The sequence below is a fragment of the Vibrio sp. Vb1554 genome, assembly GCF_033344235.1.
This window is the reverse complement of sequence record NZ_JAWPOJ010000003.1, coordinates 299,248-308,272: the sequence shown is the minus strand read 5'-3', so window position 1 is coordinate 308,272 and position 9,025 is coordinate 299,248. Positions and strand designations below refer to the sequence as shown.

The following is a 9,025-nucleotide window of genomic DNA, read 5'->3' as shown; positions in this document are numbered from 1 at the left end:
GTCAGTGTAATTTTCATGGTTCGTAGCATGATCCTGCTTTAAGGAAAAATCAAGCACCTTCAATGATCACGGGTATAGATGTGATTTAATAGTATGCTCGCTGATAAATAAAGAATCAGCGATTTCCATGTTTGAACCACCTTCTTTCAACATTTTTAAAACCTGAACTTCACGCCGAGTAAGCTCAACCTCAATAGCAGGTTCGATAATGCTATTTACTTCTCTGCCTCGATAATAATTTACTAGCTGATCAAGTAATCTTCGAGACAGCCAATTATCCCCTTTTATTATTGCTTTTAATCCCTGACAAACCTTGTCCATTGAATCTCCTGGACCAAATATACCTTTTACATGAGGCCAAGAAGCGAGTTCTTCTGTGTCTAAGTCATAACCTAGATTAAGCATTATGGTTCCTAGCACTTTATTACTATCTTTTAAATAAACTAAAGTTTCGGAAGGAATCTCAACTGAAAAATCAACAAGCAAAAAGTAGCGTTCCGGAATGAGTTCATGATAACTAGGGTTTTTAGTATCAATGATCGTTATTTTAGTTTCTGTATTTTTAGAAAGCATTTCCTTAAAGTTTTCACTCTGTAAACTTTGTTGAGTGAGCATTAGGATTTCAGGCTTTTCCATATACTATTCCATAATGTTTCTCATACTTTCAGTGACTTAACATTCTTAAATTAGTAGTTAATCGTCAGCACTTAGTTTGATATGTAAGTGCTAGTTCACAGAGTAAAGTTATTTGCTACTTTTTTAAATTCTAAAGTTATTAAAAAGAGAACCAAAAAAAGTGTTTCTCATAAAAGAAACACTTTTAACACATTCAGGTCACAGAAATTATTAAGAGTTTACTAAATTAGGCAACCTAATATTGCAATAGCATTACACCGGTAACGAGTTGTCTGAAATATTTTCCTTTGCCCAAATAAGTGCTTGAACTCTATTTTTCACATCAATCTTCTTGAAAATATTATGTAAATGCGTTTTTACCGTATTCTCGCTGACAAATAATTGTTCAGCGATTTGTTGATTGGACGCCCCCATGGAAAGAAAGGTAATTATTTGTTGCTCTCGTTTGGTCAGAATAGCGAAAACATTCTTATTTATAGGTTTGCAATGTCGACGAAGGTAAGTAATGTACTGCTGAGAAAACTTACGACTGAACCACATATCTCCTTGAAGCACCTTACCAATACCAACTTGCAACGTTTTTATATCATCAGAGGTATAGAAAATACCGGCCAAAGTACGCCAAGCAAAGAGATCTTCTGTCGATATGGATTGCTCACAATTAATTAAGATTTCAAGCGTGTCTTTCTGCTTGGCCGCTTTAAACTCCGCATAACGGCGAAAAATTTCATCCGTGATCACGCTGCAATCAACAATAATGGCTGATGAAAGAGATTCATGTAACACTCCGTGAATCAGATTATCTGGCGTGATTAGAGCAACACTAATACCGAGTTTGGTCTCCAATACATCTTTCAACAGAGATGACTGTAGACTTCCCTCCGTGATTAAAATAACGTTTCTTTTTTTTTGCTGCTCCATCCTGATCGCATTCCCTTGGTCGTTTTTATTGAAATACGCAATAGATTTAGATAGAGCGGTAGTATTGTCAAGTATGAAAATCACTAGTACTAATTAATAACTCATTGAAATGTCAATAATTTTTAAGTGGCAAGTATGTGAGAGGTATTAGCATTTTTCAGACATTAAAAAAGGGAGTATAAACTCCCTTTTTGTGTTTGAGCAGGTGATTTAATCACGCACGTTAGAGGTAAAACACCACCTAACTTAGTGGATTGGAACTGCGTTTTTTTGGTTAAACTTACCAAAGTGTTGTTCTAACACTTCTGGCGTCAGCTTACCTTCCGCTTCCAGCTTTTTCAGCTCAGCGACGATCGCTTTTTGCTCTTCTAGCGACGGCAGTTTTACTTCTGGCTCCTGAGCGGTTTCTTGAGAAATTTGCTCTAGTTCTTTTTCGAAGTCATTCATAGTACTTACCTAAAATTAATGATTGAACTTTTAAACTTCGCCTATTCTATCCAACTCTATAACTTGAAGCTACCAACCATCTTGTCTAAACGAGAAGAGAGCGCTTGAAGATCGCGACTTGCATCCGCCAACTCTTCTGCTGTCGCGGTTGTCATTTCATTTATCGCGTTGATTTCTTCGATATTTTGATTAATGGTATGCACCACCGTGGATTGCTCTTCCGTCGCCGTTGCAACTTGTGTATTACGATCAGAGATGTCGGTGATTCGTTCAGAAATACTGATTAATACCTCGACTGCTTCATCGGTAGAAGTAACCCCTTCAATGGTGACCGCTTTGCCCGCTTCCATAGCACTTACCGCGTCTTGTGCGTCACTTTGAAGCTGATTGATCATGCGCTGAATCTCTTCTGTAGAATCAGCCGTGCGTGAAGCTAGGTTTCTTACCTCATCAGCAACAACCGCAAAACCACGTCCCTGCTCACCAGCACGAGCAGCCTCAATTGCAGCGTTTAGCGCAAGTAAATTCGTTTGCTCAGAGATGTCACGAATTACACCCAGAATCGAGCCAATATCTTTGGTTGTCGATGCCAACTGCGTAACAACAATATTGGTTGTTTCAACATCATCGGCTAGGCGGCTGATCACCTCTTTTGCTTTCATCACAACTTCTCGACCAGTTTGAGTGTTATCTGAAGCCTGATTTGCCGTATCAGCAGCGGTAGCAGCGTTCGATGCAATTTCACTGATGGTCGCACCCATTTGGTTGATAGCTGCAACTACTTGAATGGTTTGATCACGCTGCTCTTGGCTGTTGTCGTGTGTGGATGTTGCTTTCGTTGACACACTTTCTGCCGCTTGACTTAATGAGCCACTGGTTAAAGCAACCTCTTTCATCGTGGCATGAATCTTCTCAATAAATCCATTAAAGCCTTTTGAAAGCTGAGCAATTTCATCATTACCCTTAATTTCAATACGCTGCGCCAAATCGCCTTCACCTTGCCCAAGGTCGGTAAAACGATCGGCAATCAGTCGGATTGGTTTCGTAATGCTGTTTGCCAACCATACGCCCATGAGAATGAATACAACGGCAACAATGATGGTCGTAAACAGCATTTTTTTAGCTGTCGCATTCAGGTCTGCGAATACTTCATCAACGGGAACCACGCCAATAACAAACCAGTTCATTGAAGGAACATACAAACTAGAAACAAAAGTATCCTGCCCTTCAAACTCCACATTAATTAGGTTGAAGCTATTTTTGTTCAACAGCGCACTTGCGTCACTACCAAATAGTTTAGTGATAGAAGTTTGGTTCTTACCTTGTTGGCGGTGTATTTGAATCTGGCCTTGTTCATTAGTGAGGAACACGTAACCCGTATCTTCAATTTTAAACCCATTGAGCAAAGCAACCATGTCTCCCATAGATTTAGAGAGACCTGACATTGATGTACCATTAAGATCTTGGAAATTGGCAAACATTTTCACTTCGCCATTTGCCTCTTGGAACACACTCACGGACGTTTCTTGACCAGACGACGTAAATCCAAAGAACCAAGCATCTTGCGTTCGGTTAAGTTGACGTAAGAATCCGTTTTGATTCCAGTAATATGCCGTTTGACGATTCGCTACCGACGCATCATTAAGACCATACTGTGATTTAACGTTATTGAGCTGCTGAACCAACTGAACTTCTACTGACGGATCACGGTCTGTATTAGATAGGGCTTCAACAATAAATTCGTTTGTAGCCAGCTGTTTTGCCGCTTGTTGCATTTCGACAACTTCGCGGTCAATTTCGGTATTGATTTGCTGCAACATCGCAGGTAGCTCGATGTCAATAAGACGATGGCTCAATACATCTCTCGCATGACGCTGAGCCATAACACCAACAATGATTGTTGATGCTAGAACAGCAAACGTAATGCCAAGTACAACCTTCTGTTTGATGCTCAAGGAATGAAGTTTCAACATATTCGGACCTTTTAAAAGAATCACTTGTTATTGGCCCCACAAGGGGAATCAGGTGCATATCTCATGACACGCACACCACGGAATCTTTATCGGCTCATATGTACAAAACTAGAGGCATTTCTCATTATATTATGAAAAATAAATGTAACACACTGTCAAATAAGCACTTTCAGAGATAGCACGTACTTGCAATTCTCTGTAGCGTCCCAATATTGAAAAGATAAATTGCAATAGAGCGTTGGAACTTTTTTCACATGGAAAATGACCAATACTCAACACGAAAATCACATGGATACCGAGAGTCCAAAGCATGCATAAATCTAACTTCGAAACTCTTCAGCAATACTTAGAGTCGCAGATCATCGGACAGCAAGATCTGGTAAAGCAACTGCTTGTTGCGCTTCTTGCGGATGGGCATATTTTAGTTGAAGGCCCTCCTGGGTTAGCAAAAACTCGTGCAGTAAAATCACTCTCAGACTGTGTTGAAGGTGACTTCCACCGAATTCAGTTCACCCCTGACTTGCTGCCAGCCGATTTAACCGGCACCGATATCTTCCGTCCCGAAACCGGAGAGTTCACTTTCCAGTCAGGTCCTATCTTCAACTCGCTTATTCTTGCGGATGAGATAAACCGTGCACCAGCCAAAGTACAAGCGGCAATGCTTGAAGCAATGGCAGAGAAACAAGTCACAGCAGGTCGTCATACCTACCCGCTGCCAGAGTTGTTTTTGGTTATGGCAACTCAAAACCCGATAGAGCAAGAAGGGACCTACCCCCTTCCTGAAGCGCAGCTAGACCGCTTTTTATTGCATTTAGAAGTGGAATACCCAGATGCAGAGCATGAGCTATCTATCTTGCGTATTAACCGCGGAGAAGCAAAGGGCGAAGTAAAGGTTGAACGCCCAATGTTAAGCCAACAAGATATATTCACTGCACGTAAAGAGGTGTTGGATATTCATATGGCAGAAACGATAGAGCAGTACATCGTCCGTTTAGTTATGGCGACACGTCAAGCCAACGAATATGACACTGAGTTGGACAAGTGGTTGTCAATGGGTGTGAGTCCGCGTGCCACCATCGCTCTTGATCGCTGTGCACGTGCGCACGCTTGGCTTGCTGGTCGTGATTTTGTCTCTCCGGAAGATGTTCAAACCATGGCTTATCCGGTACTGCGCCACCGTTTATTGTTGAGTTACCACGCTCAAGCGGAAGGCATTACGGCAAACCAGGTCATCGATAAACTGCTAAACCTTGTTGGCAGTGCATAAACAGGTGAGTGATATGTCCGCTACACATTCATTACCACCTCATGCGAATGGGGTGACATTAACCCTTGAAGAGCTGCTCCAATATCGCACTCAATCTGTACTTTGGTTACCACCAGCACAGAGTCTCTGGTCGCAGATGAGTGGTAACCATACCAGTCGCCAAAAAGGGCGAGGTATGGATTTTATGGAGGTGCGCCAATATCAACCTGGCGACGATATTCGCAGCATTGATTGGCGAGTCACCGCTAGGACCGGTAAAGCACATACAAAATTGTTTGCAGAAGATAAAGAGCAAGCGGTCATTCTTTATCTTGATCTAAGTTCTAGTCTACATTTTGGATCTAAGTATGTACTCAAATCCGTTCAATTGGCCCACTTTGCCAGTGTTCTAATTTGGCTAACTCTAGCTAAAAAAGATCGCATCGGCGCAGTGATTGATGACGGACATCAATGTCTTGAATTTCGCCCCTCTTCTTTACAAAGACAAGGGCTGCGGATTCTTAACGCCATAGTCGACATACATAATGCGCAAGTAACTCGTACTGCAAGCAACGACACTCGTACACTGCCTTATACACAAGTATTGGAGACACTTCATACGCTCACCCCAAAAGGCAGCGAATTGATTATGCTCAGTGACTTTGCCCACGTAACACCAACGGAACTGGCACAACTACGTCGACTCAAACAACACAATAGCGTAAGGGCCGTTCAGTTTTATGATCCGTTAGAAAGAGGCGAAACAGACTTTAGAGGTCAAGTGAAAGCTTCGGATGGGCTGCATAGTCAATGGTTTAACTTTGGCTCTAAAGGACAACGAAGAGAACTCGAAAGCCACTTTACCCAACATCAAGAAACCATTAAGCAGCAGTGCCATTCGATAGCAATTCCATTTAACACGCTATCAAGTGGCTGGCCCTTAATTTCACAATTAAGCTAACAAACTGACAAGCAGTATTTATTAAGCAGTAATAATAATGACAACAAACAACCAAAGCCTAGACCTTGAACCTTTGATTTTGCCAAACGCTCCGGATTGGTTTCCGCTCGCTTGGGGATGGTGGGTGGTGCTTGCAGCCACCTTGCTCTTCGTTTTCGGCATTTGTCTTTATGTGAGATGGCGTAAAAAACACTTACGCGCAAAAAAGACAGCATTAACACTTTTAACTCAACCTACCGCGCCTCATACCCCCTCTTCTGCTCTGGAAATATTGCGCCAGGCAGCATTGAGTTACTTTCCGCGTGAAGAGATCGCACCATTAACCGGAATCGCTTGGTATAAATTTCTCGATAGCCATACCAAAGAAAGTCGATTCGTAGACAAACAACATCAGTGGCAAGAAGCGTTGTATCAGAATTCTTCCCAAGGGCAGCATCAAAGCTTGGTAGACGATTGTGTCTTTTGGATAACCTACGCTTTGCCACCAAAGAAAAAGGCAAATAACCGTGACTGAGCAAACACTCATAACCGATCTTGCCCAATGGCTAAACATTGAATTTGTCTGGTGGTGGGCACTGTTTTTGTTGCCCATCCCATGGCTGGTATACAAGTTCCTGCCACAAGAATCTCAACAAGCCGAGATCAAATTGGCGTACTTACCAACCAATGAGAATCGCAGCAAGCCTAAGCAAGCGCTGCAAAAAGCACTTTCAATCGCGATCTGGGGCCTTCTTGTCGTCGCGTGTGCGCGTCCAGTTTGGTTTGGCGATCCCGTTGAATTCCAACCCAAATATCGGGACTTGATGTTAGTCGTCGATCTGTCCGGTTCGATGCAGCAGGAAGACATGGAACTCAACGGCGAATATATCGATCGCCTCACAGCAGTCAAAAAAGTTCTGTCTGATTTCGTAGCAAAGAGAAAAGGTGACCGTCTCGGAGTTGTTTTGTTTGGCGACCATGCTTATTTGCAAACACCACTCACTGCAGACCGCAAAAGCGTCATGCAACAGATTAATCAAACCGTCATCGGCTTGGTTGGTCAACGAACCGCCATTGGTGATGGTATTGGGTTAGGCACAAAAACCTTTGTAGACAGTGATGCTCCCCAACGAGTCATGATTTTGCTCAGTGACGGCAGCAATACTGCAGGGGTGCTCGAGCCGCTAGAAGCAGCGGAAATTGCGAAAAAATACAACGCCACTGTTTACACCGTGGGCGTGGGCGCTGGTGAAATGATGGTAAAAGAGTTTTTCATGACTCGCAAAGTCAACACCACAGCCGACTTAGATGAACAAACACTGACTAAAGTGGCAGAGGTGACAGGTGGACAATATTTTCGAGCGCGAGATACAGAAGAGCTCGAAAAGATTTATGACACCATCAACCAGCTAGAACCCGTATCTAGCGACACACAAACTTGGCGCCCTCAGTCTGAATGGTTTCCATATCCATTAAGCGCTGCATTTGTATTGTCGGTATTGTTATTCCTATTAAGGAGAAAACATGGCTGAGTTTATTTTCCTCAATCCTTATTGGCTTTTGGGGCTCATCGTGATCCCTATTGCACTCTTGCTTAATCACAAATTTAGAGCCCAAAAGTCCACACTGATTGCCCCTCACCTATCGCGGATGCTCGGACAAAACACGCAGTCTAAGCATTACTTCACTCTATGGGGTTTAGCTTGGGCAATAACTTGCATTTCATTAGCGGGGCCAAGCTGGCAGTCCAATGCTCGACCAAGCTTTGAGTTAAACCAAAACCGTATCTTGGTGCTTGATATGTCTCGCTCTATGTTTGCTACAGACATCAAACCCAATCGGCTAGCACAAACACGTTATAAGGCGCTCGATTTGCTGCCTAAATGGAAAGAGGGAGCCACTGGACTTATTGCTTACGCTGGCGATGCCTATAACTTAAGTCCACTGACAACTGATTCCAGCACGCTTGCTGGCATTATCGAAAATTTGTCACCAGAGCTGATGCCTTTTCAAGGAGCAAACCTGCCTGCCGCGATTGAACTTGCGATCAACCAGTTTTCTCAAGCAGGCACGCAACAAGGCGATATCATCGTGTTAGCGGATGATCTTGATACGTCAGAGCTGTCTCGCGCGTTAGATTTAGTCCAAGGTACAAAGTTTCGCATTTCTGTTCTTGCCGTCGGGACTCCTAACGGTGCGCCTATCGCGCTGCCCGATGGATCTCTGCTAAAAACTGCACAAGGCACAACCGTCGTAGCGAAAACAAATCTGAAAAATCTACAAACGCTAGCGAATAAGACTGGTGGCCTATTTGTTCCTATTCAACACACCAACCGTGATGTTGAAAACATCGCGGCCTTTACCAATAACATTGGTAGCCAGCTTTCTGCAACCCAAAGCGAAGAAGTTAAAACTGACTCTCGTCTCAACAGTGGCTTTTGGTTACTGCCGTTGTTACTTCTTCCTGCGGCTTTACTGTTTCGACGCGACCTGATTTGGATGGTAGTTGCGACTGTAGTCCCAGTAACGTGGACACCGCATGCAGAAGCTAATCCGTTCTTAAATGCCGACCAACAAGGAGCGGAACTCTACAAGCAAGGTGAGTATGAACAGGCGCAAAACCTATTTACAAACCCAAGCTGGAAAGGAGCCGCCAGTTATCAAAAAGGTGACTACGAAGCCGCTATCGAAGCATTTTCTCATGATGCCTCCCTTAACGGCCGCTATAACCTCGCCAACTCGCTCGCTCAAAATGGTCAATTAGAAGATGCGGCTGATTTGTATAAAAAGCTGCTAGAGGAAAAGCCTAACTTTGAAGCCGCGAAGAAAAACCTATCGGTTGTAGAAGAAAAGCTAAAACAG

9 protein-coding genes are annotated in these 9,025 nt (G+C 43.2%); 5 read left to right on the top strand and 4 right to left on the bottom strand.

The features are described 5' to 3' along the window. Nucleotides 1–66: 66 nt before the first annotated feature. The 4 genes from R8N28_RS04915 to R8N28_RS04900 all read right to left on the bottom strand — a co-directional run bounded on the left by R8N28_RS04915 (nt 67) and on the right by R8N28_RS04900 (nt 3,977). A complete protein-coding gene (locus tag R8N28_RS04915; protein ID WP_412079906.1) occupies nt 67–636 on the bottom strand; it encodes a LuxR C-terminal-related transcriptional regulator in 570 nt (189 codons plus the stop codon). 252 nt (nt 637–888) lie between these two features. Next, entirely contained in the window at nt 889–1,557 is a 669-nt protein-coding gene (locus tag R8N28_RS04910) for a LuxR C-terminal-related transcriptional regulator (RefSeq protein ID WP_318183325.1), read from the bottom strand. 246 nt (nt 1,558–1,803) lie between these two features. After that, nucleotides 1,804–2,004 (bottom strand): restriction endonuclease subunit S, encoded by a 201-nt coding sequence (locus R8N28_RS04905; RefSeq protein WP_005375165.1) that lies wholly within the window; start codon nt 2,002–2,004, stop codon nt 1,804–1,806. Between the two features lie 56 nt (nt 2,005–2,060). Then, on the bottom strand, nt 2,061–3,977 hold the full coding sequence (locus R8N28_RS04900; RefSeq protein ID WP_017821859.1) for a methyl-accepting chemotaxis protein: 1,917 nt from the start codon (nt 3,975–3,977) through the stop codon (nt 2,061–2,063). Nucleotides 3,978–4,287: 310 nt separating this feature from the next. On the opposite strand from R8N28_RS04900, the gene R8N28_RS04895 reads away from it, so the two are divergent. The 5 genes from R8N28_RS04895 to R8N28_RS04875 form a co-directional block, all read left to right on the top strand. Beyond that, entirely contained in the window at nt 4,288–5,244 is a 957-nt protein-coding gene (locus R8N28_RS04895; protein ID WP_005383914.1) for an AAA family ATPase, read from the top strand. 13 nt (nt 5,245–5,257) lie between these two features. Beyond that, nucleotides 5,258–6,184 carry a DUF58 domain-containing protein gene (locus tag R8N28_RS04890; protein WP_065275457.1) on the top strand — a complete coding sequence of 309 codons (927 nt, stop codon included), beginning with the start codon at nt 5,258–5,260 and terminating at the stop codon, nt 6,182–6,184. A 37-nt stretch (nt 6,185–6,221) separates the two neighbouring features. After that, a complete protein-coding gene (locus R8N28_RS04885) occupies nt 6,222–6,698 on the top strand; it encodes a DUF4381 domain-containing protein (protein ID WP_065275458.1) in 477 nt (158 codons plus the stop codon). Further along, nucleotides 6,691–7,695 carry a vWA domain-containing protein gene (locus R8N28_RS04880; RefSeq protein ID WP_065275459.1) on the top strand — a complete coding sequence of 335 codons (1,005 nt, stop codon included), beginning with the start codon at nt 6,691–6,693 and terminating at the stop codon, nt 7,693–7,695. Before R8N28_RS04885 ends, R8N28_RS04880 begins: the two co-directional genes overlap by 8 nt. Beyond that, nucleotides 7,688–9,025, top strand: a 1,338-nt coding sequence (locus R8N28_RS04875) for a VWA domain-containing protein (RefSeq protein WP_225477348.1), incomplete at its 3' end; no start/stop codon positions are given. The genes R8N28_RS04880 and R8N28_RS04875, both read left to right, overlap by 8 nt.

Bases quoted from the DNA above. Each gene is read 5' to 3' on its own strand.
- R8N28_RS04915 (WP_412079906.1), bottom strand. From the start codon at position 636: ATGGAAAAGCCTGAAATCCTAATGCTCACTCAACAAAGTTTACAGAGT.
- R8N28_RS04910 (WP_318183325.1), bottom strand. From the start codon at position 1,557: ATGGAGCAGCAAAAAAAAAGAAACGTTATTTTAATCACGGAGGGAAGT.
- R8N28_RS04905 (WP_005375165.1), bottom strand. From the start codon at position 2,004: ATGAATGACTTCGAAAAAGAACTAGAGCAAATTTCTCAAGAAACCGCT.
- R8N28_RS04900 (WP_017821859.1), bottom strand. From the start codon at position 3,977: ATGTTGAAACTTCATTCCTTGAGCATCAAACAGAAGGTTGTACTTGGC.
- R8N28_RS04895 (WP_005383914.1), top strand. From the start codon at position 4,288: ATGCATAAATCTAACTTCGAAACTCTTCAGCAATACTTAGAGTCGCAG.
- R8N28_RS04890 (WP_065275457.1), top strand. From the start codon at position 5,258: ATGTCCGCTACACATTCATTACCACCTCATGCGAATGGGGTGACATTA.
- R8N28_RS04885 (WP_065275458.1), top strand. From the start codon at position 6,222: ATGACAACAAACAACCAAAGCCTAGACCTTGAACCTTTGATTTTGCCA.